Origin of the sequence: Pseudomonas maioricensis (assembly GCF_022790535.1) — a bacterium.
Taxonomy (GTDB): Bacteria; Pseudomonadota; Gammaproteobacteria; order Pseudomonadales; family Pseudomonadaceae; genus Aquipseudomonas; species Aquipseudomonas maioricensis.
In genome coordinates this window covers 312,237-330,902 of sequence record NZ_LOHG01000005.1, presented here as the reverse complement: position 1 = coordinate 330,902, position 18,666 = coordinate 312,237, and the positions used below count along the sequence as shown (strand labels likewise).

Here is an 18,666-nt window from a genome sequence, read left to right as displayed (position 1 = left end):
ATTCCAGGAGCCATACCATGCCCGAACTGTCCAGCCTGTTGGCCTATGGCCTGATTTCACTCGGGATGGTACTGACTCCCGGGCCGAACATGATTTACCTGATCTCACGCTCAATCTGTCAAGGGCGTACGGCCGGGTTGATTTCACTGGGCGGCGTTGCACTGGGTTTCGTGGTTTATATGGTGTTGGCGGCCCTGGGTATTACCGCTTTGGTAATGGCAGTGCCTTATGCCTATGACGCATTGCGAGTGGGTGGCGCGTTGTATCTGGTGTATCTGGCGTGGCAGGCGGTCAAGCCGGGTGGCCGCTCGCCTTTTCAAGTCAAAGACCTGCCCAAGGACAGCCCGCGCAAGCTGTTCATGATGGGCTTCGTTACCAACCTTCTGAACCCCAAAGTGGCAGTCATGTATTTATCGCTACTGCCCCAGTTCATTGACCCCGGTCATGGCAGCGTTCTGCTGCAATCGCTGGTGCTGGGCTTTACGCAAATTGTCATCAGCGTGAGCGTTAACGCGATGATTGCGATTATGGCGGGTTCAATTGCGGCGTTTTTCGTGGGCAGGCCGTTCTGGCAGGTCGTACAGCGCTGGTTGATGGGCAGCGTACTCATGGGGCTGGCGGTGCGGATGGTGATTGAAGGTCGGCGATAACACGTGGACGTGCGGTCTCTCGACATTGCGGGATCGCAGCCAGACCGCGTTATCGTTCATCGCGAGCAAGCTCGGCTCCCACAGGTGTGGCATGCGCTCCATAAGTTGGACATCCGCCCAATCTCCCACAGGTGAGCGGTTTCAAGTGGATCTCGCTTCGTCACCATATGCCGCGTGCCACTTCAATGCCCATGTACGGTCCACGCCACCAGTCGGGCGACCATCGGGCGTACCACGAGCACGCAGATGAACGCAGATGGCATCGCCACTCGATACGCATTCATCACATTACTCATGTAATGCCCATCAAAACCAAATTCAGCCAGGGTAATCACCAGGCACATGAGAAACGCCATGATGGTCGCCATGTAGAGTGCAAACACATAAGGCGTGGCGCGTTTTGGGAAGCGTAGGCGTAAGGTATTCTGGGTACTTCCGGCAGTCATCGGTTAACCTCGTCAAGAGTGGGGATCGCAAGAGCCGCTAACCTATCAAGCTGCTGCAGGTGCCGGTAGCCGCGTAATGCTTGAATCACTGTTAAGTAAAATCAACGAATGGAGCGCTGGGAGTTCGATGGATATTCTGGGGTTGATCAATACGTTCATTCGCGTCGTTGAGGTTGGCAGCATTGCCGCAGCGGCCAGAGCCCAGGGTATGAGTGCGGCAGCGGTGAGTCAGAGCATTTCCCGGCTTGAAAAGCATTTGGGCACGCAGTTGCTTTCTCGCACCACACGCAGGATGGCGCTGACTGAAAGCGGTACGCGGTACTACGAAAAAGTGCGCCACATACCACGCGATATCGAACTGGCTTCTCAGGCTGCCGCCGTCGCTACCGAACCTCAGGGGCCGCTGCGGATTGCGACGACGGCAGCGTTTGGTCGGCATGTGCTGGCGCCACTCATGCCTGCGTTCAAGGCGGCGTACCCGCGCATCAGCGTCGAGTTGATCAGTGCTGATAGGCGTGTCGATCATCGTCTGGAAGGTGTGGACGTCAGCATTCGTATTCAGGCGCAATTGAACGATCAGTTGGTCGTGCGACGTATCACGTCACTTCCATTCGTGTTCTGCGCATCGCCTGCCTACCTCGACCGGGCGGGCGTGCCCACCACCCCGGAAGAACTGAAAGAACACGCCTGCCTGGTGTTTCGCTACCCCACTGACGGACGTTTTCTGCCGTGGAATTTCATACGGAGCGGCAAACGTTTCGAGGCGACGGTCAATCCGGGTTTTGTCTGTGATGACATCGACATGCTTACCCAGATTGCGCTGAACGGCGGTGGCATAGCCCGTCTGGCAAGCTTCATTGCGCAGCCTCTGATCGACAGCGGGCGCTTGCTGCCCTTGTTCGAATCAGGCAATCGCAGCGATGCCTTTGCAGAGTCTGAACCGATGGATATTTACGCCTGTGTCACGGAACGGTCGGCATTGAATGCGAAGGTACGAGCGTTCATCGAGTTTCTTGAGGGTGCGCTGCACTCGTAACAGATCCGGCGTTCTATTGAATGATCCGCAGGATGGTTTAAACCGGAATTTATTGTGTTGGCGAGGGGCAAATATTGGATATCCACGAGCTTGAGCCTTTTAGCGAGCATGAAGTCGCAGAAATGCAGCGTTTCAACAAAAAGCTCGGCTGGTTGCCGCGTTTTCGAATCCGCAACCGCCTGACGCCCCGGGTTATTCAGACACTGCTGCGCGCAGGGCAAATCGGCGGCGCAAACAAGCTGGCCAAACAGGGGCTGCTGGCTGAAAAGCGTTTGGTTGGTGTCGACGGTTTATCGGTACCCGTACGGATCTTGCGGCCCAAAGGTAAAGCCCGAGGCGTGGTGTTTGATATCCATGGTGGAGGGTGGGTGATCGGCAATGCGCAGATGAATGACGACCTCAACGTTGCCATGGTCAATGCGTGTGATGTGGTGGTGGTTTCGGTGGACTACCGACTCGCCGTGTCGACGCCCGTTGAAGGCCTGATGGATGACTGTCTTTCGGCGGCGCGCTGGTTGTTGAGCGGTGCCTGCAAAGAGTTTGCGGATTTGCCTGTGATCATTGTCGGTGAGTCGGCGGGTGGGCATCTCGCAGCCGCGACGCTTTTACGGCTCAAGGCCTGGCCCGATTTAATTCGCCGGGTGAGCGGGGCGGTCCTTTACTACGGCGTTTATGACTTGACCGGCACGGCCAGCGTACGCGCCGCCGGGCCAGAAACGCTGGTCCTGGACGGTCCCGGTATGGTCGAAGCACTGCGCCTGCTCACGCCCGGTCTGAGCGACGAGGAGCGCCGCGTGCCGCCATTGTCGCCCTTGTATGGCGACCTTGCCGGTTTACCTCCAGCGCTGATGTTCGCCGGTGAGCTGGACCCACTGCTGGACGACACCGTGGAGATGGCGGAGCGATGGACGAAATCTGCGGATGTTGAGCTGCAGATAGTGCCTGCCAGCGCACATGGCTTCATCCATTTCCCCACCGCAATGACGTTGCGGGTTCTCGCCTACAGCCATGAGTGGATCAGCAGGCGGATCAAGTCGGTGAAGGGTTAACGTTGCTCAACCTGCGATTGCATTCAGTTCGGCCATAACCTCATCCGACAGATCCAGTTCGCTCACCGCGAGGTTTTCACGCAGGTGAGTGACCGAGGACGTGCCAGGAATCAGCAGGATGTTGGCCGAGCGACGCAGTAGCCATGCCAGCGCCAACTGCTTCGGCGTCACGTCCAGCCGCTGTGCAATCGTCGACAGTGCAGACGACTGAATCGGTGTGAATCCACCCAGCGGGAAAAACGGCACGTAGGCGATGCCGTCACGGGCCAACTCTTCGATCATCGCGTTGTCGTGCTGCTGGGCAATGTTGTAGAGATTTTGTACGCAAACGAACTTGACCAGCTTGCGCGCTTCGGCGACTTGCGTCGGTGTGACGTTGCTGATGCCGATGTGGCGAATCAGCCCTTGCTGCTGGAGTTCTGCAACTGCGGTCAATTGTTCTTCGATCGACCCTTCAGCTGTTCCCATTGCATTGAACATGATCCGTACGTTCACAACATCCAGCACGTCCAGGCCAAGATTGCGCAAGTTGTCATGCACCGCCTGCGTCAGCTCTTGCTTTGAGGTGGCTGGAAGCCAGGCACCGTCTGTGCCCCGCAACGCACCGATCTTGGTGACGATGGTGAGGTCGTCCCGATACGGATGCAGCGCCTCGCGAATAATCTGATTGGTGATATGTGGTCCGTAGAAGTCACTGGTGTCGATATGGTTCACGCCAGACTCGACAGCCTCGCGCAGGACTGCGACCGCCGCCTGACGATCCTTGGGTGGACCAAATACACCGGGGCCTGCCAGTTGCATAGCGCCGTAGCCGATACGTTTTACCTGGCGGTCACCGAGGTTGAATGTGCCGCTTTTATTTAGATCCGTCATATCCATCACTCTTGCTTGGCTTGAGGGAAACTATGGTATGAAGGAACCTTCAGGTTTTGAATTCGCATTCCATGACGACTGTTAAAGCTTCTTTAAAGCCAAGAAAATCAGCTGTTCAAGCCAGATCCGTCGCAACGGTAGATGCACTTCACACCGCGACCCTTCAGGTTTTGACTCAGCACGGGCTCAAGCGCTGTACCACCACGCGGGTTGCCGAGCGCGCCGGAATGTCCGTGGGCAGCCTCTATCAGTACTATCCGAACCGTGACGCGCTGCTGGCAGCGGTGCTCGAAAAGCATCTGCTGGAAGTCGTCGAAACGGTGGAGCTGGCTTGTGCCCGTTATCACGGTAAGGCTGTTGCTGAAATGGCCGCGGGCTTTGTCTCGGCGTTTCTGGCCGTAAAGCTGCGAAACCCAACGGCTTCGAAAGCGCTTTACGCGATTGCGGCGGAGCGGGGCGGTGCCGAACTGATGGCTCGCATCGGCGAGCGCATGGTGGCCGCCATCGCCAGCATGCTGGCAACCGCAACGGATGCGCACTTCGAGGCTCCGGCTTTGGTCGCGCAAGTTTCTTTGCACGCGGTGATCGGGCCGGTACGAGCCATGCTTGAGGGGTTCTCGCCGCCTGATTTCACAGAGTGCCTTGAGCAGCAATTGACCTTGTTACTGACGGCCTATCTTCAAGTTAATCAGAGCGTTAAAAGTCGTCCATGAAGCCATTTAAAATTCGCCATTTAAACCGTTCCGACACTGATTCGCTGCTGGCATTTGAACTCCGTAATCGCGAGTGGTTTGAATCTCACATTGATGCGCGAGATCCTACGTTCTATTCGTCACTGGGTGTCGCCGAGCATATTCAAGGCTATCTGGCCGACTTTGCGCTCGGCGTCTGGCATCCATTTGTTATCGAAGACGTCAGTGGAGAAATAATAGGCCGGGCCAACCTGAAGGATATAAACCTGCCAGAGCGTTGCGCTGAAGTGGGCTATCGAATTGATCACGCTGCGTGTGGGAAAGGGTTGGCGACACTGGCGCTGAAGCACCTGATTGAAGAGGCCAGGAGTCGGGGACTTACGCAACTGGTTGCTTACGTCTTCAAGGAAAATCTCGGTTCGATGAAGGTCCTTGAGCGATGCGGGTTCCAGCTTGAGCCGCCGCTGGATGACGAGGCGGCAGAGAGCAGGTTTGTGCTTTTTCTTTAGCCTCCGATAACGCTCATCAAACACAACGTAATTCTCTGGATTAAACCCTGGCCCGTAGGAGCTCACGAGCAACGCGAGGCAGCGATTGCGGTGTGTCAGATACACAGCAATCGCTGGCCTCGTAACCTCGGTGAGCTCCTACAAATTCAGTGTTTGCTTCACGACAGCGGTGTGTCGTGGACAAAAGGTGCGCGCTATCAATCAGGCTTTTGCACCATCATGTACTGGCCGAAGTTATTGATGTGATCGTCCAGGTTATCTTCAAGCATCAGCCGGTATTGATCACAGAAATACTTCAGCATCGCCTCACGCGCCTGAGCCATTTCCTCTCCGGATTTGAAACTGCGCGCGCTGACCCAGGCATTGAAGCGTGTGGTGCCAAACATCATGGATGCATTGACCTGACCGATGTTTTCAAAAGTTTTGAGCTGTTCGTTGGACAGCTCGATGTGCGCGTCTGCACGATCGTAGAATGCTTGGTCTGTAGCGTCTGCCATTGCGGGTTACCTGGCTGATTGTTGTTGAGTTGTCGCGGCATTAAAGCATTTTTGAAATGGGCTGATCAGGGGCACAACGGCTCTTCATATTCAGTCGAGCCGTTGTGAGCTCACACTACTGCAGAGCCAGTACCAGCCGCTCAAGCCCAATGCCAAAACCGGCACCCTCGCGATAAGCACCGCCGCCGACAACTTGCTGCTGTGCGCCCAAAGCGGGACATCGCACTTCGAAGCCGTTGCCCTCAAGGTAATAACTCAGCCCACGTTTCACAGCGAGATTAAGTTCATAGTCGAGCGCCAGCGAGTCAAGGAAGCCAATGCAAATGGCCTGGCTGCGCTGCAAAGCCTGCGCCGGGTCGGCACTCAGTATTTCGAGTCCCAACTGGGTGAACTCTCGATAACGGCCGGCTTGAGGGCGCTCATATCGATAGCACCGCGCCACATAGAAGAACATCGCTGTTTTCCTTGAGCCGAGAAGTATTTCATTGCGCTCCTGAAAAAGCGCGGTGGCCTCCGGTATGAGGCAACAGGGGCGCCCGGCCTTGTCGTTGAAGGCCCACATTTGCCCGATTACTTCACTCCCGCCAGCTTTCTCGATAAAAGTGTCCTGCCCCCATAACGCCGGAACTATGGCCTCTTCAGCGCCAGCTGCGATGAAGATAACTCCGAAAGCGGCCTTCGATTTCACGCATGATTGCAGCTTCTTTCCCGGTTACTATTCGTGTTCCACGCAGCATAGTCATTTCACGATCTCCAATTTACAGGCAATAAAAAAGGCGCCATGGGCGCCTTGGTTCGGTTCATTGAATCTTCAGAACAAGCAGGTTGAATTCTGATGAATCGATGAGCATGAGCAACCGCGGCACCTTGAGCGAGGTCCGTGATGGTGATGTCGGTTGCATGCAATAAACTTGGTCATGGCCAATCCTTGCACAGAAACGGGAGTGCCGACAAGGCAGTGCATTGATGGCAAACCTAAGACCAGAACTAAGGGAATATTGGTACAGATGACTGAGTGGGACATTTTCGAAACCGGGCACTGGCGGATCAGCCATCGGCGTGATGCTCGTTATAGCGGCTACCTGATGGTCAGTTCGGTGGCTCCTGCCACGGACTTCATGGACCTCAGCGATCAGGCGCTGACTTCGCTCGGGGGTGTATTGCGCGAGACCGAGCAACTTCTTTTTCGTGCCTACAAGCCCTGGAAAGTCATCGTTTACAAGCTGGGTTTATCTGCGGGTTTCAACCTGCATTTTCATGTTGTTCCCGTTACACAGGCGTTGTTGGCGCAAGTCGCGAGCCATGCGGATTATGCAGATGAGCCTGACGGCAACGATGCGATTCTTTTTTTGAGTCGCATGTATTGCGAGCGACCATTGAATGAAGAAGAGCGCGAAACTCAGCAAAAGGCGGTGATGAATCTCCGAGAGCTGCTGGCCACAAACAGTAGCCAGGCATAGGCACTTAAGTGCGCTTGAAAGCCACCGATAATCATCACCTGCACAGTGAGTAAACGGAGTGTCTGTGATCCCGGGATATCGCGTCCGCATCTATTGTTTCATCGCTGCCTTGTTCTGCCTGAGCGGCGCCTGGTGGGCAGGGGAGCGCCTGTATGACGCCCTGACGCTCTGGCAGTTCGATGCACTTACAGGGCCGCGTCGGCAATCGGTTAAAGAACACCTGGTGTTCGATGATCATCCGGCACGTTTCCTGTGGTATCTGTTGGAAACCCTAGCAGGCTTCATCTTCTTCAGCGGCGCGGGACTTGCGATGACCTGGGGCGTATTAAGAGGGCGCAAGGCTTTCAAACGGTGGCATTAGAAGTTTTAGTCAGGTACTGCTGAGCCTGTTCGGCAGTATTTCGCGGTCTGCATTCACCGCTATCCTGGTATTCCAGATGATCCGGGTCATCGTTCTTCGCGGGCAAGCCTCGCTCCTGCAAAAATATCTGCGCGCCGAGAAAATGAAGCGACGCGATACTTCATATAAGCTGCGTTATTACCAAAGAGGTCATTTGATGTCTGACGATCCGCTATGCCTTGTATTCGTACCCGCTCTTGTGGCGGTCCTGCGCGCAGCAGAGACTCACAAAGGTTCGCCGCTCACAGAGGCGGAGGTGTTCGACATTCGCGACCGTGCAACGTGCATTGCCCTTTCTCTCAGCAGCGCATTTGAGATGGAAACAGCACGTGGCTATCCCGACATCGTCGCGGAGGATTGTTGGAACCAATGGCAGGCGATACGGCTGGAATTGGACTGAATGCTCACGCTTTCATAAACCACTGATTAGTCAGGTAAGCGTCGACGTCTGACCAGAACTGCGGCCATAATCGAGTCATTACGCTTCCCAGAATAAATACAAAAACTCAGGAGTCATCGATGCAACCAATCCGTCTCGGTCTGGTGGGTTACGGCAAGATCGCCCAGGATCAACACGTGCCAGCCATTAATGCCAACCCGGCTTTTCAACTGGTGGCGGTGGCTACGCAAGGACAGCCCTGTGCCGGGGTCGAGAATTTCAAATCCCTTGATGAACTGCTCGAAAAGGGCCCGCAGGTCGACGCCATTGCATTCTGTACGCCACCGCAAGGGCGATTCGCGCTGGTGCAACAAGCGCTCGCAGCGGGTAAGCATGTGTTGGTCGAGAAGCCGCCGTGTGCCACGTTGGGTGAGGCCATGGCCTTGGTGAGTCAGGTTGAGCAGCAAGGCGTCAGCGGCCTGTTCGCCTGGCATTCGCGTTACGCGCCGGGTATCGAAGCAGCTCGTGACTGGCTGGCTACCCGCACCCTGCAAAGCGTACAGATCGACTGGAAGGAAGACGTGCGCAAATGGCACCCCGGCCAGGCGTGGATCTGGCAGCCAGGTGGATTAGGTGTTTTCGATCCGGGCATCAATGCGCTGTCGATCGCGACCCATTTGTTGCCGTTGCCGCTGTTCGTTGCGTCGGCTGACTTGCGGGTCCCGAGTAATTGCCAGTCGCCTATCGCCGCCTCGATCAAAATGTCTGATGCGCGCCATCTTGATGTTTGCGCGGAGTTTGATTTCGATCACGGCCATGATGAGCTCTGGAGCATCGAAATTCGCTGCGCTGAAGGTGTTTTGCGGCTCGACAATGGCGGCGCACTGTTGAGTATTGATGGCGTGCCCCAGACAGTTTCCGAAGAGGGTGAATACGCTGCGGTCTATCGACACTTTCAGCAGTTGATTGCGAGCAAAACCAGCGACCTTGACCTGCAACCGCTGAGGCTGGTTGCGGACAGTTTCTTCGTCGGCAGCCGGGCATTGGTTGAGCCGTTTTATGATTGAGCGTGACGTTATCTGAAGGGCCAAAACCTTCGGCTCACTGCATCTCCCGATTGAACCCTGTCCTGGAGCTCACCGAGGTTACGAGGCCAGCGATTGCGGTTTGTCTGACACACCGCGATCGCTAGCCTCGTAACCTCGGTGAACTCCTACAGGTCCGATACCCGTAGATCAATGACGTCCCTATGACTGGCTCGCCAAGCGTCATGGAAAACCAGCCAAAAGGAATTCAACATGCATCGCCTGATCTGGCTGCGTGATGAGATGCAACACAGCAATACCTTCGCACAGTGGCTGCATCAACAGTTCGCATACGAATATATCGGTCAGTCCCTGGCCGACTGGCAGCATGAGTTTGCCGAAGGACAGTCGAGCGGTGACTGGCAATGCCTGATCGCTGTCGAGGATGAGCAGTTATTGGGTGGCGCAGCACTTGCCACAAACGACCTCGCCGAGCGCCCGGAGTTGGGACCGTGGCTCGCGTGCGTTTTCATTGCCCCGCATGCGCGGCAGCGAGGCTTGGCAGAGCAACTGATCGAAGGCATCTGCATTGAAGCGAAGAGGGGTGGCACCTCACGCATTTACCTGCACACCCATGATCGCCATGAGTATTACGCGAAGCGCGGGTGGCAGGTGTTGGAATGCTTTGAGGCCTGGGGTAAGGCGCAATGGCTGATGACGCGGGATCTTTGATCGCTGCCGGCCATTGCCCGTTCGGTCTTCGGCGGGCAGTATCACGGTTTGACAAAAGGACGCGTCGCCATGCACACACCCAAACTTCACCTCATGTGCGGCAAGATCGCATCCGGCAAATCAACGCTCGCCAAAGCATTGGCCGTCGAGCATTCGGCGATTTTGCTCAGTGAGGATCACTGGCTCTCAAAGCTCTACCCCGGCGAGATCAACTCAGTCGCCGACTACGTGCGATCTGCACACCGGATACGCGATGTATTAGGCCCACTGGTCATCAATCTGCTGAAGTCAGACGTTGATGTGGTTCTGGACTTTCCGGGCAATACCCGCGCTGATCGTGAGTGGCTACTCAGCCTGTCGGAGGGCGCGAAGGTCAGGCACTGTTTGCACTATCTGGAACTGGACGATGATGTTTGCCGTGCCAGACTTCACGCCCGAAACGAGCGCGCCCAGCACGACTTTGCAGCCACTGACGCCGAGTTTGATTTGATCACCCGTTATTTCCAGGCTCCCACAATAGAAGAAGGCCTGGATATTCTGGTCCACCGTCCTTAGTTCGGGGGGCTGCGTAATCTGTTTTTACCGCAGACGAAAAGCACATTCAGCATTTAATAAAACTCGTCAGGTTTAACGACTCATGGGGCTGTTATAGGTCTGCGCCGTTGGCATTTCGAAGAAGCTGCACATGCGTGGCGTGATCGTCGTCCAATGGCTGAAAACCACAGCGCAGGTAAAATGCAGCCGCATCCGGGTGATCGGTGGACAGGCGCACCATGCGGAAATGCTCAGTCGCGTATACCACAAGCTGATTGACCAACCGCTTTCCGATGTTCTGATTTCTTGCTTCACGGGCGATGTACACCCTGCGTAGCCTACCGATGTCCTCACCAGCAAACGGGTCCCGCGTCAGGCCACCAATGCCCACAAGACGGTCTTCCAGATACGCCGCCATCAGGCATTCACCCTGCACCTCAAACCGGTTCGCACCGGTTTGCCACTCCTCAATCAAGCGGGTGAGAAACCTGAAACCCTCTGCGGTCGCTTGTTTTTCCAGTGCCTGAATCTGTGGAGGCAGTGCGGTGATCAGCTGAATGTCCACGTGGTTCACTCGATGTTCTCGTTTTGACAGAGGCTCCGCCTTGCCAGAAATACCAGTACAGGTTGCAAGCGGCAATGGTCGGGGAATTTGCCGACGGGGCACCCATTTTACGGAAATCGAAGCTAGTCATCCTTCAATTGATCCGCAAGAAACTCGACCATAGCCCTCACTCGACGACTGGGGCTGCTGGTTGCCGTTACCGCGTGCCAGCCAATAGCCGGGCGTCGCGCAGATGATTCGCTGGCTTCTGGTCAGCGCACGGGAGACTAGACTGGAATCGGGCAAAGGACCGTTGCGCAGGGCGACAGCGAGGCGCAGTAGGTCAAAACTATCCAATGGCTGCACGTCTCAAAAAAAACAGGTGAGCACAGGACGTTAATTCGAGTTTCTCGAAAGGTCATCTTGAGTTTGACCTGATTATCGGTAGCGGAAAAAGGGTTCAGCGTAGATCTCATTCACTTGAAGAGGAGTTTCAGCAATGAAAATCGACTTTACTGGCCGCAATGTCCTGGTAACCGGATCAACCAGTGGCATCGGCTTTGCTGCCGCTAAAGGTTTCCTTGAAGCCGGGGCGCGGGTGGTTATCAATGGCCGAAGTGAGGCCAGTGTGCAGGCGGCTTTGCAGCGGTTGGGACCTCTGGCTGCCAATGCTGTGGGGTTTGCGGCTGACCTGAGTCTCGATGAAGCCTGTCAGCAGCTGGTGGCTGAACATCCGGACTTCGATGTTGTGGTCAACAATCTGGGTATTTTCAATCCGCAGGATTTCTTCGAAACCCCCGACAGTGAGTGGCAGCGTTTCTTCGAGACCAATGTCATGTCAGGGGTGCGTGTCTCCAGGGCCTATGCGCCCGGTATGGTGGCGCGCAAGTGGGGCCGTATCGTGTTCGTCTCTTCGGAGTCGGCCCTGAACATCCCCGCTGACATGATTCACTACGGCTTCAGTAAAACTGCGCAGCTCGCGGTATCGCGGGGTCTGGCCAAACGTCTGGCGGGCACTGGCGTAACGGTCAACTCCGTGTTGCCAGGCCCGACGCTTTCGGAAGGCGTAGCTGAAATGCTCAAAGCGACGGTCGAGAGCTCGGGCGAAAGTCTGGAGAAGGTCGCGGCAGATTTTGTCGTCGCCCATCGTGGCTCCTCGATCCTGCGGCGTGCTTCCAGTGTGGAAGAAGTGGCCAACATGATCATCTACGTCAGTTCCGAACAGGCCTCGGCAACCACCGGCGCAGCATTGCGCGTGGACGGTGGGGTCGTCGACAGCATTGCCTGACGGCTGACGCAGGTCGTGGATGTAACGCCCTCTCGCGAACAAGTTCGCTCCTACCGGCAGTGCGCATACGCTCTTGCCGCAAAAGCCGGTAGGACCGAATTTATTCGGGAGGTTGGTGTTTCAGTCAGTCCATAAGCCATGGATCTACCGCCCTTCAGGTGTCAGGTGCTGGTTCGGCTGCTAGCAGCTGGATCACCGTAGCTATCGGCTATTCTTAGTGACGACAGGCACCTGTGTGCATCACGGCTTGCCGGATAATCCCGGCGTCGGTGCACCACTAGCGGAATAGTTAAAATGACAACCCATGAACCCTCTATAGGCAGGGCCGACGAGTCTGATCTGGACGGCATTCTGGAGCTTCAGGCTGCGAATCAGATCACCCGGGGTGGTTCGCTTTCGGCCAGCCTGCCACGCTCGCGAGTGCAGGCGATGATGAATGAAATGCCACTGATCGTTGCGCGCCGTGACGGGCACATTACCGGCTTTCTGATGACCACCACCCGAGCGATGAATGCTGATCTGCCGATAGTGAAGGCCATGTTCGCCGCCTATCAGGGCACACCTGACGCCTATGTCTATGGCCCGATCTGCGTCGGAGAGCAAGAGCGTGGCAAGGGGCTGGCGCAGAAGATGTTTACCGATCTCCGGCGCCTTGAGGCAGGGCGCGAGGGCATTCTTTTCATACGTCAGGACAATGAACCTTCATTGCGGGCGCATTTGAAAATGGGCATGAAGGAGGTTGCTCGGTTTTCATTCAACGGGTTTGAGTACGCTGTCTTTTCTTATATTGGCTAGCCTTTGCCCATGACAGGAAGACCCCGGCTTGCAGTGCCGAGCGGTGATGCTTATTGCCTCGAGAACACCACCCTGACATTGCTTCGACCAAGCACTTTAGCCAGATCCTCAACCCCCTCAACCCGGCCAATACGAGTGTACGAGTAGGGCGAGTCAAACGTCAGGTAGAAGAGCACCAGAGTGTCCGAACCGTACAGCATGAGATCGCCGTTATGGATCACGCCAGGGCGGAACGGCACGGTGGGCAGTTTTTGTGCGAGGGTGACGTGTTTCTCGTTGCCATTCAGGTCCGGCATGTTCAGGGTGAGCGGCAATCTGGCGGCCAGCGCGCGGGCGGTGTCGTTGTCAGCCAGGGTGACAGCGAACTGGCGATCGCCAACAGTCATCCCTATGCGTAGCCCAGTTGCGGGTGTGGCTGTGGTCTTTGTATCCGCGATGGCTGAGACAGGGGTTGCCTCGGCGCTGAGCATCAGAAGACCCAGTACCAGGCGCGCAGCGCGCTGACGTAAATGCAGTAAATAGCCATGTGACCTGATCATGAATGTCTCCGTGTCGGGACGTGCCCGGAAGATCGACTGAGTTTGCGAGTCAGCTCGCGGTATCGGCCGTAGCAAGCGATTGACCGGTCGCGGCCCGCGCCGCCAGCAGCGCAAGTACGGCTGCAATCACCAGCAACGCCGCGCTTAATTCAAAGGTTGCCCGGTAGCCACTGAAGTCGAATACAAAGCCGCCGACAGTCGCGCCCAATGCGATTGCCAGCTGGATGATGGCGACCATCAGTCCGCCGCCGGCTTCTGCGTCTTCGGGCAGGGTTTTTGCCAGCCATGTCCACCAACCAACGGGGGCCGCAGTTGCGACCAATCCCCAGAGGCCGAGCAGTACCGCAGTTGTCAGTGCTGAGCTACCGAACGAAACGAGGGCCAGTGCAATCGCCGCCATCAACACGGGAATGACAATCAGTGTTCGATGCAGGCCGGTTTTCAGGAATATCTCGATCAGGAAAGTACCTGCCAAACCGGCCAGGCCCAGAATAAGCAGCATCAGTGAAAGCATGGAAACGCTGACATGCGTGACGGCCTCAAGAAACGGACGCAGGTACGTGAACAGCATGAACTGGCCCATGAAAAACACGCTGACGGCCACCATGCCGAGTGCGACGGGCGTGTTTTTCATCAGATGAAAGACGTTGCTGCTGCCCGCGCGGCCCGTGGGCTTCATCGTCGGCAAGCTGAACAACAGCCATGCAGAGGCGAGCAGAGCAACCGGAACCACACAGAAAAAAGCCCCGCGCCAGCCGATCAACGCACCGAGGTAGCTCCCGAGAGGTGCTGCTATGACCGTGGCTAGAGCATTGCCGCCATTGACGATTGCCATCGCACGCGTCACCTGGTCTTCCGGCACCAGACGCATGGCCGTTGCTGCTGACAGGGACCAGAAGCCACCGATGGCGACGCCGATCAACGCCCGTCCAGCCATGAACAGGGTGTAGTTGGGCGCGAACGCCACTACGGTACCGGAGACGATCATCAGCAGCGTGAGCGAGAGCAATAACAGCTTTCGGTCAACCCGTGCCGCCACGGCTGGAATCAGCAGGCTGGTGAACAGGGCGAACAGTCCGGAGACGGAGATGCCCTGACCAGCTTGCCCTTCGGTAATGTGCAAATCGGCAGCTATTGGCGTCAGCAGACTGACCGGCATGAATTCCGAGGCGACCAGTGCAAAGGCGGCGAGTGACATCGCGAGCACAGCGCTCCACGAGTGCTGGTTGCTCTGAGTGGGGAAGTGAGATTTATCGGTCATTGAATGATGTGTCCTGTAGAGCCTGAAGCGTCGCGGCATCGGCATCAATACCGCGAAAGAAGCTGGTGCCAGTCACGGCACCAACCGGGCTACTTCAGGTTGTTTTGGAAGAACGTGGTCAGCTTGGCAAACGGGATAAGGTTGACCCGATCGTAGAGGTCAACGTGTCCTGCACCTGGAATGATGACCAGTTCTTTAGGCTCAGCCGCACGCTTGAAGGCGTCTTCACTGAACTCACGTGAGTGCGCCTCGGAGCCAGTGATGAACAGCATGGGGCGTGGCGAGATGGTCTCGATATCGTTGAACGGGTAGAAGTTCATGAACTTCACGTTGCTGGTCAGCGTTGGCATGGTTGTGGTTTGTGGCGACGCAACGGCTGGAGTGACCTCGCCACGCTGCGTACGGTAGAAGTCATAAAACTCATCGCCGATGGCATTGCCGGTCAGTTTGAGTGGGGTGCCTCCGGTGTAGCGAACCGCGCCTTCCTGAAACTCTGCGACACGTTGATCGGCAGCCTCGCGAATGATCTGTTGACGTTGCTCTGCAGTGACGGAGTGTCTGAGGCCGTTACGGTTGGCCGCTCCCATGTCGTACATGCTGACGGTGGCGATGGCCTTGAGGCGCGGATCAATCTTCGCTGCGCTGATAACAAAGCTGCCACTGCCGCAAATACCAATAACGCCGATGCGCTCCCGGTCAACAATCGGCCGGGTGGAGAGGAAATCCACAGCTGCACTGAAGTCTTCCGCATAGATCTCTGGCGCTACCGCATTGCGAGGCATGCCTTCACTTTCGCCCCAGAACGATAGATCCAGCGAGAGCGTGACAAAGCCTTGCTCCGCCATTCTGGTGGCATACAGGTTTGCACTCTGTTCCTTCACCGCGCCCATGGGGTGACCCACGATGATTGCGGAGTGTTTGGCTTTTGCATCAAGGCCTTTGGGGGTGAACAGATTTCCTGCGACTTTCATTCCGTACTGATTCTTGAAAATGACCTTTTCGGTGGTCACTTTTTCGCTTGTGTAAAAGTTATCCGCGCCGTTGGTCATATTGGCTCCTATCGAGGAAAACGAGGCAACAGCCAGCCCTAACGCAAGCAAGATACGTTTCACTTGGTATTCCCTTCTTGATGAGTGGCTAATTGCGGGCGCTATCAATGCTTGCGCCAGGCAATCGGAGTGGGGCAGTACTACCTATTGTCGGGGATCATTTTCCCGGTATGACCGGACGCTCTGTAGCGCATTCCAATGACTTACTTGCCTGATCCTCTGAGTCTTGCTCTTTAGGCAGGACGCCCGGACGACAGCGGGGTAGAGTTCAGTGAAGAGGCGCGAGACGAACATGGCGATCAAACAAAACACTGCCGCTCAACATTCATCGGCACAAGAAAGGCTGGCGCAGGTCATTGGCGAGCGGATTTCCACTCCGGGTGATTTCGGCATGCCCATCGAAGGTCTTGGCTTTTTCAGGCGCGAACATCCTTCGTCGCCCGTGGTGTGCATGGTCGAGCCGAGCATCATTCTGGTTGCCAGTGGCGAAAAGCAGTTGTGGGTAGGCGGCCAGGGCTATCCCTATGACACGACCCGCTTTCTGATTACCTCACTGGACTTGCCTGCCAACTCTGAAGTGTTGGCGGCAAGCCCTGAACAGCCGTGTCTCGGGCTGACGTTGAAGCTGGATGTGCGCATGCTGGCTGAGTTAGCCACGCAGAGCGGTCTGTCGCCGGTTCGTGATCGATCCGTCGGGGCGGGCGTCGGTATCGGCTCTGTCACCGACGCATTATTAGCGTCGTTCGAACGCCTGCTGGCATTGCTTGAGGAACCCCAAGCCATTCCGGTTCTTGCACCGCTGATCAAGCGCGAAATCCACTATCGGCTATTGATGAGCGACCAGGCGAACAGGCTGCGACAAATCACTGCTGTCGACGGTCAGGGTTATCGAATAGCCAAAGCCATCGACTGGCTGAAGCTGAATTACGCCAGCGCGTTGCGGGTCGACGAACTGGCTGCCCGTGTGCAAATGAGTGCAGCCACTTTTCATCACCATTTCCGGCAGCTCACAGCGATGAGTCCTTTGCAGTATCAGAAGTGGCTGCGATTGAATGAGGCGCGACGTTTGATGCTCAACGAACACAAGGACGTCTCCAGCGCCGCATTCAAGGTCGGCTACGAAAGCCCGTCCCAGTTCAGTCGCGAATACAGCCGCCTGTTCGGCGTACCGCCCAAGCGGGATATTTCCGGGTTGAGAGGGCAGGGTGGGGGTGTTGATTTGCGGGAGAGCGGGACTTGAGGGCAGCTTTTTCCTGCTTTGACAGGCGTGCTGCAGTTTTGCATCAAGCCCATGCATACAAACGAGTTGATGCATGAGGTAGGGCGAGGGTTCACCTGTTTACCGATCGCCATGTAACGAGCCCGTCCAGACCGTGGCTGGACTTGAGATATTTGAGCATGTTCTGCGCCTCGGCTTTTTCTTCAAAAGGACCCGCGAAAACGTGCGGAGCTTCATCAAGGATTGTGGGTATGTCGACCAACCTCATCCTGGCAACCAAACGTTCAAACTCCTCATCGGTATCAGCGGTGATGCGTGCTACCCAGCCACTGCGGTCTTTCAAGGCAATAGGCTCCACTTGCGCTTTACAGTGCTTGCACCGTGCTGCTGCTGCTTTGATTGCCTGGCGGCAGGCAGGGCAGGGGCGCAGGTCTTCATGAACCAGAGCATCAACACCTGTTTTTGCCAGGCGAGGCATCAACAACAGGGCAATCAGAGCTGCAACGGGGAAGAAAAGCCCGATCACAAACCATCTTGGCCCTGAGCGCCCGCGAATACTCGCCACGTAAGCGGTCACGACTGTGATGATGAGCCAGAGAGGGAGTGGTACGCCCATCGCGAATTCCTTATTTGAATGTTGTAGCGCTGGCGCTGCTGAAGGGCTTATCGCCGGATTCTACACGCCGTTCTCCATCAAGCGCTGGATCTGTAGGAGCTGCCGAAGGCTGCGATCGCGATGTGTCAGGGGTAACTGATCGCAGCCTTCGGCAGCTCCTACAGAAAATGCATCAGGCCGACGTGCATGACAATCTGCGCCATGCTCGCTTTAAAGTTGATCTGCACAACATTGCTCGCCAGAATCGCGCCCCTGTCCGACCAAGCGTGTCGGGTGTGCAGTGAATAGGGGCGGCGGTTGAACGAACAGACATTGTCCATGCGCCTTGAGCGCGTGGCAGCGCAGGTACCGGCCGGTGCACGGCTGGCCGATATCGGCTCGGACCACGGCTACCTGCCAGTGGCATTGTTGCGCCGAGGATTGATTGCAGCGGCGGTGGCGGGCGAAGTGGCTGATACGCCGTTTAGTGCGGCCCAACGCACCGTGCGCGAAAACGATTTCGATCAGCAGATCACCGTGCGTCTGGCCGATGGGCTGGCAGCAATCAAGCCAGAGGACCTGGTCACAGCAATCAGCATCTGTGGCATGGGCGGAGAAACCATCCGCGACATCCTCGAAAGTGGTCAGTCGCATTTGAGTGGCCGGGAGCGCTTGATCCTGCAGCCCAACGGCGGGGAGCAACCGTTGCGCCTATGGCTGATGGAGCATGACTACCGGATCCTCTATGAAGAGGTCCTGCGAGAAAATCGTTTCGATTACGAAATCATCGTTGCCGAGCGCCTCGGGCCGGTGATCTACACCGCTGAGGAGCTGTACTTTGGTCCGTTACAGATGCAGGAGCGCAGTCCGGCATTCCTGCTCAAGTGGCATCGGTTGTTGCGTTACAAGCAGAAGACGTTGAAGCACTTCGAACGCGCTCGTCAGGCGTTGCCGGAGGAGAAGCTGGAAGACGCCACCCGGCAGGTTCGGTGGATTGCTGAATTGCTGGCTGCTACTGGAGCATGACGCGGTGAATATTCGGGCGACTGGTTTTATCTGGGAATACGCGTCGTAGGACCGGCTTCAGCCGGGAA

General features: G+C 56.4%; 24 protein-coding genes. 15 read left to right on the top strand and 9 right to left on the bottom strand.

What is annotated here, in order from left to right:
- The first annotated feature begins 17 nt into the window (after positions 1-17).
- Positions 18-650, top strand: coding sequence for a LysE family translocator (locus AUC61_RS10945; RefSeq protein WP_243246014.1), 633 nt, complete (start codon positions 18-20; stop codon positions 648-650).
- Between the two features lie 182 nt (positions 651-832).
- Here the strand turns inward: AUC61_RS10945 and AUC61_RS10940 are convergent, their stop codons facing one another.
- Positions 833-1,096 carry a DUF2798 domain-containing protein gene (locus AUC61_RS10940; protein WP_243246012.1) on the bottom strand — a complete coding sequence of 88 codons (264 nt, stop codon included), beginning with the start codon at positions 1,094-1,096 and terminating at the stop codon, positions 833-835.
- 127 nt (positions 1,097-1,223) lie between these two features.
- Here AUC61_RS10940 and AUC61_RS10935 point away from each other — a divergent pair, with 127 nt between their 5' ends.
- On the top strand, positions 1,224-2,132 hold the full coding sequence (locus AUC61_RS10935; protein WP_243246062.1) for a LysR family transcriptional regulator: 909 nt from the start codon (positions 1,224-1,226) through the stop codon (positions 2,130-2,132).
- Between the two features lie 74 nt (positions 2,133-2,206).
- On the top strand, positions 2,207-3,181 hold the full coding sequence (locus AUC61_RS10930; RefSeq protein WP_243246011.1) for an alpha/beta hydrolase: 975 nt from the start codon (positions 2,207-2,209) through the stop codon (positions 3,179-3,181).
- A gap of 6 nt (positions 3,182-3,187) precedes the next feature.
- Here AUC61_RS10930 and AUC61_RS10925 read toward each other — a convergent pair whose 3' ends face one another.
- Positions 3,188-4,054 (bottom strand): aldo/keto reductase family oxidoreductase, encoded by an 867-nt coding sequence (locus AUC61_RS10925; protein ID WP_243246009.1) that lies wholly within the window; start codon positions 4,052-4,054, stop codon positions 3,188-3,190.
- Between the two features lie 71 nt (positions 4,055-4,125).
- On the opposite strand from AUC61_RS10925, the gene AUC61_RS10920 reads away from it, so the two are divergent.
- Both AUC61_RS10920 and AUC61_RS10915 read left to right on the top strand, forming a co-directional pair.
- Positions 4,126-4,767 carry a TetR/AcrR family transcriptional regulator gene (locus AUC61_RS10920; protein WP_279290982.1) on the top strand — a complete coding sequence of 214 codons (642 nt, stop codon included), beginning with the start codon at positions 4,126-4,128 and terminating at the stop codon, positions 4,765-4,767.
- The gene (locus AUC61_RS10915) at positions 4,764-5,255 is read left to right on the top strand and encodes a GNAT family N-acetyltransferase (protein WP_243246005.1); all 492 of its coding nucleotides are present in this window, start codon (positions 4,764-4,766) and stop codon (positions 5,253-5,255) included. Before AUC61_RS10920 ends, AUC61_RS10915 begins: the two co-directional genes overlap by 4 nt.
- A 197-nt stretch (positions 5,256-5,452) precedes the next feature.
- Here the strand turns inward: AUC61_RS10915 and AUC61_RS10910 are convergent, their stop codons facing one another.
- Both AUC61_RS10910 and AUC61_RS10905 read right to left on the bottom strand, forming a co-directional pair.
- Entirely contained in the window at positions 5,453-5,752 is a 300-nt protein-coding gene (locus AUC61_RS10910) for a DUF3144 domain-containing protein (protein ID WP_243246003.1), read from the bottom strand.
- Between the two features lie 115 nt (positions 5,753-5,867).
- A complete protein-coding gene (locus AUC61_RS10905) occupies positions 5,868-6,440 on the bottom strand; it encodes a class-II aminoacyl-tRNA synthetase family protein (protein ID WP_243246001.1) in 573 nt (190 codons plus the stop codon).
- 319 nt (positions 6,441-6,759) lie between these two features.
- On the opposite strand from AUC61_RS10905, the gene AUC61_RS10900 reads away from it, so the two are divergent.
- From AUC61_RS10900 to AUC61_RS10875, 6 genes are all read left to right on the top strand, one after another.
- Positions 6,760-7,212, top strand: coding sequence for an HIT family protein (locus tag AUC61_RS10900; RefSeq protein WP_243245999.1), 453 nt, complete (start codon positions 6,760-6,762; stop codon positions 7,210-7,212).
- A 58-nt stretch (positions 7,213-7,270) separates the two neighbouring features.
- Positions 7,271-7,573 carry a hypothetical protein gene (locus AUC61_RS10895; RefSeq protein WP_243245998.1) on the top strand — a complete coding sequence of 101 codons (303 nt, stop codon included), beginning with the start codon at positions 7,271-7,273 and terminating at the stop codon, positions 7,571-7,573.
- Between the two features lie 196 nt (positions 7,574-7,769).
- On the top strand, positions 7,770-8,012 hold the full coding sequence (locus AUC61_RS10890; RefSeq protein ID WP_243246059.1) for a hypothetical protein: 243 nt from the start codon (positions 7,770-7,772) through the stop codon (positions 8,010-8,012).
- Between the two features lie 119 nt (positions 8,013-8,131).
- Positions 8,132-9,058 carry a Gfo/Idh/MocA family protein gene (locus tag AUC61_RS10885; protein ID WP_243245996.1) on the top strand — a complete coding sequence of 309 codons (927 nt, stop codon included), beginning with the start codon at positions 8,132-8,134 and terminating at the stop codon, positions 9,056-9,058.
- Between the two features lie 231 nt (positions 9,059-9,289).
- A complete protein-coding gene (locus AUC61_RS10880; RefSeq protein WP_243245995.1) occupies positions 9,290-9,748 on the top strand; it encodes a GNAT family N-acetyltransferase in 459 nt (152 codons plus the stop codon).
- A 69-nt stretch (positions 9,749-9,817) separates the two neighbouring features.
- A complete protein-coding gene (locus tag AUC61_RS10875; RefSeq protein ID WP_243245993.1) occupies positions 9,818-10,303 on the top strand; it encodes a P-loop nucleotide/nucleoside kinase family protein in 486 nt (161 codons plus the stop codon).
- A gap of 91 nt (positions 10,304-10,394) precedes the next feature.
- Here AUC61_RS10875 and AUC61_RS10870 read toward each other — a convergent pair whose 3' ends face one another.
- Complete coding sequence (locus tag AUC61_RS10870; RefSeq protein ID WP_243245991.1) at positions 10,395-10,856, bottom strand: GNAT family N-acetyltransferase; 462 nt, start codon at positions 10,854-10,856, stop codon at positions 10,395-10,397.
- A gap of 469 nt (positions 10,857-11,325) precedes the next feature.
- Here AUC61_RS10870 and AUC61_RS10865 point away from each other — a divergent pair, with 469 nt between their 5' ends.
- Both AUC61_RS10865 and AUC61_RS10860 read left to right on the top strand, forming a co-directional pair.
- A complete protein-coding gene (locus AUC61_RS10865) occupies positions 11,326-12,114 on the top strand; it encodes an SDR family NAD(P)-dependent oxidoreductase (RefSeq protein WP_243245989.1) in 789 nt (262 codons plus the stop codon).
- Between the two features lie 294 nt (positions 12,115-12,408).
- Positions 12,409-12,909 (top strand): GNAT family N-acetyltransferase, encoded by a 501-nt coding sequence (locus AUC61_RS10860; RefSeq protein ID WP_243245987.1) that lies wholly within the window; start codon positions 12,409-12,411, stop codon positions 12,907-12,909.
- A gap of 50 nt (positions 12,910-12,959) precedes the next feature.
- Here AUC61_RS10860 and AUC61_RS10855 read toward each other — a convergent pair whose 3' ends face one another.
- From AUC61_RS10855 to AUC61_RS10845, 3 genes are all read right to left on the bottom strand, one after another.
- Complete coding sequence (locus AUC61_RS10855; RefSeq protein WP_243245985.1) at positions 12,960-13,448, bottom strand: cyclophilin-like fold protein; 489 nt, start codon at positions 13,446-13,448, stop codon at positions 12,960-12,962.
- Positions 13,449-13,497: 49 nt separating this feature from the next.
- Positions 13,498-14,646 (bottom strand): MFS transporter, encoded by a 1,149-nt coding sequence (locus AUC61_RS10850; protein ID WP_243246058.1) that lies wholly within the window; start codon positions 14,644-14,646, stop codon positions 13,498-13,500.
- A gap of 152 nt (positions 14,647-14,798) precedes the next feature.
- Positions 14,799-15,821: an alpha/beta hydrolase gene (locus AUC61_RS10845; RefSeq protein ID WP_243245984.1), complete on the bottom strand. Its 1,023-nt coding sequence runs from the start codon at positions 15,819-15,821 to the stop codon at positions 14,799-14,801.
- 229 nt (positions 15,822-16,050) lie between these two features.
- Here AUC61_RS10845 and AUC61_RS10840 point away from each other — a divergent pair, with 229 nt between their 5' ends.
- Positions 16,051-16,998: an AraC family transcriptional regulator gene (locus tag AUC61_RS10840; protein ID WP_243245982.1), complete on the top strand. Its 948-nt coding sequence runs from the start codon at positions 16,051-16,053 to the stop codon at positions 16,996-16,998.
- 91 nt (positions 16,999-17,089) lie between these two features.
- Here the strand turns inward: AUC61_RS10840 and AUC61_RS10835 are convergent, their stop codons facing one another.
- Entirely contained in the window at positions 17,090-17,593 is a 504-nt protein-coding gene (locus tag AUC61_RS10835; protein ID WP_243245980.1) for an SPOR domain-containing protein, read from the bottom strand.
- A gap of 297 nt (positions 17,594-17,890) precedes the next feature.
- Between AUC61_RS10835 and AUC61_RS10830 the strand changes: the two genes are divergently transcribed.
- Complete coding sequence (locus AUC61_RS10830) at positions 17,891-18,598, top strand: tRNA (adenine(22)-N(1))-methyltransferase (protein WP_279290981.1); 708 nt, start codon at positions 17,891-17,893, stop codon at positions 18,596-18,598.
- Positions 18,599-18,666 lie beyond the last annotated feature (68 nt).

Coding starts and splice junctions, on each gene's coding strand:
- AUC61_RS10945 (WP_243246014.1), top strand. CDS start 18: ATGCCCGAACTGTCCAGCCTGTTGGCCTATGGCCTGATTTCACTCGGG.
- AUC61_RS10940 (WP_243246012.1), bottom strand. CDS start 1,096: ATGACTGCCGGAAGTACCCAGAATACCTTACGCCTACGCTTCCCAAAA.
- AUC61_RS10935 (WP_243246062.1), top strand. CDS start 1,224: ATGGATATTCTGGGGTTGATCAATACGTTCATTCGCGTCGTTGAGGTT.
- AUC61_RS10925 (WP_243246009.1), bottom strand. CDS start 4,054: ATGACGGATCTAAATAAAAGCGGCACATTCAACCTCGGTGACCGCCAG.
- AUC61_RS10920 (WP_279290982.1), top strand. CDS start 4,126: ATGACGACTGTTAAAGCTTCTTTAAAGCCAAGAAAATCAGCTGTTCAA.
- AUC61_RS10915 (WP_243246005.1), top strand. CDS start 4,764: ATGAAGCCATTTAAAATTCGCCATTTAAACCGTTCCGACACTGATTCG.
- AUC61_RS10910 (WP_243246003.1), bottom strand. CDS start 5,752: ATGGCAGACGCTACAGACCAAGCATTCTACGATCGTGCAGACGCGCAC.
- AUC61_RS10900 (WP_243245999.1), top strand. CDS start 6,760: ATGACTGAGTGGGACATTTTCGAAACCGGGCACTGGCGGATCAGCCAT.
- AUC61_RS10890 (WP_243246059.1), top strand. CDS start 7,770: ATGTCTGACGATCCGCTATGCCTTGTATTCGTACCCGCTCTTGTGGCG.
- AUC61_RS10885 (WP_243245996.1), top strand. CDS start 8,132: ATGCAACCAATCCGTCTCGGTCTGGTGGGTTACGGCAAGATCGCCCAG.
- AUC61_RS10880 (WP_243245995.1), top strand. CDS start 9,290: ATGCATCGCCTGATCTGGCTGCGTGATGAGATGCAACACAGCAATACC.
- AUC61_RS10875 (WP_243245993.1), top strand. CDS start 9,818: ATGCACACACCCAAACTTCACCTCATGTGCGGCAAGATCGCATCCGGC.
- AUC61_RS10865 (WP_243245989.1), top strand. CDS start 11,326: ATGAAAATCGACTTTACTGGCCGCAATGTCCTGGTAACCGGATCAACC.
- AUC61_RS10860 (WP_243245987.1), top strand. CDS start 12,409: ATGACAACCCATGAACCCTCTATAGGCAGGGCCGACGAGTCTGATCTG.
- AUC61_RS10855 (WP_243245985.1), bottom strand. CDS start 13,448: ATGATCAGGTCACATGGCTATTTACTGCATTTACGTCAGCGCGCTGCG.
- AUC61_RS10850 (WP_243246058.1), bottom strand. CDS start 14,646: ATGTCACTCGCCGCCTTTGCACTGGTCGCCTCGGAATTCATGCCGGTC.
- AUC61_RS10840 (WP_243245982.1), top strand. CDS start 16,051: ATGGCGATCAAACAAAACACTGCCGCTCAACATTCATCGGCACAAGAA.
- AUC61_RS10835 (WP_243245980.1), bottom strand. CDS start 17,593: ATGGGCGTACCACTCCCTCTCTGGCTCATCATCACAGTCGTGACCGCT.